We start from the raw sequence: 913 nt of genomic DNA, 5'->3' as shown, positions 1-913 counted from the left end.
CCCAGGACCTGCTGCAGGTACAGATTGAGGAAATACCACATCGGGATCCACGCCGCACCGAGCAGGAACTGCGCGAGATTCGCGCCACCGAGGTTCGGCGTCCGGAAGACACCGAGCCGCACCAACGGCACCTCCCGCCTGCGCTGAATCGCCACGAACACACCGAGCAACGCGATACCGCCCGCCAGCGCACCCCAGGTGCCCGCCGCCGCCCAGCCCGCTTCCGGCGCCCGCACGACACCGAACACGGTCAGCCCCAGACCCGCGGTCGCCGCGACAGCACCCGCCAGATCGACCGAACCACTCTTGCCGGGCGCGGACGGCATCAGCTTCCCCGTCACCACGATCGCGACCAGCGAAATCGGGACATAGAGCCAGAAGATCCACGGCCACGACAACCACTCAGTGATCACACCACCAAGGAACACCCCAGCCGTACCACCCGCCGGAGCAGCCGCCCCATAAAGCGCGAGCGCCTTCGTCAGCTCACGCGGACGCGCACCGAACAACATCATCAACAAGGTCAGCGCCGACGGCGCGATCAACGCCGCACCCGCCCCCTGCAGCACCCGGCCAAGCAGTTCGACCCACGCCGCACCCGCGACCGCCGCCACCACCGAACCACCGAGAGTGACCACCCAGCCCGCGGTGAACATCCTCCGCGCACCGAACAAGTCCGACAGACGCCCACCGAGCAACAACAGCCCGGCCAGCGCGATGACATAGGCATTGAACACCCACGACAGATCCCCCGGAGAAAACCCGAGATCCTGCTGCATCGCGGGCAGAGCGACGCCAATGATCGAAGTGTCCATGATGACCATGAACTGAGCCAACGCGATGAGCCCCAACGCCCACCACCGCCGTGGGTCCGGGGATGACTCCGCCATGACAACCGTCCTTTCGCAACCTA

Annotated in this window: 1 protein-coding gene; it reads right to left on the bottom strand. The window is 66.4% G+C overall.

Features of this window, described 5'->3' with window-relative positions; translation table 11 throughout:
* The coding region (locus tag ACLJO0_RS44045; RefSeq protein WP_410585848.1) for an MFS transporter at positions 1-890 on the bottom strand (890 nt) is incomplete at its 3' end.
* Positions 891-913 lie beyond the last annotated feature (23 nt).

This window comes from Amycolatopsis sp. lyj-108, assembly GCF_046549005.1.
Classification (GTDB): Bacteria; Actinomycetota; Actinomycetes; order Mycobacteriales; family Pseudonocardiaceae; genus Amycolatopsis.
The sequence above is the reverse complement of the archived record's forward strand: the minus strand, read 5'-3'. Positions and strand labels throughout refer to the sequence as shown.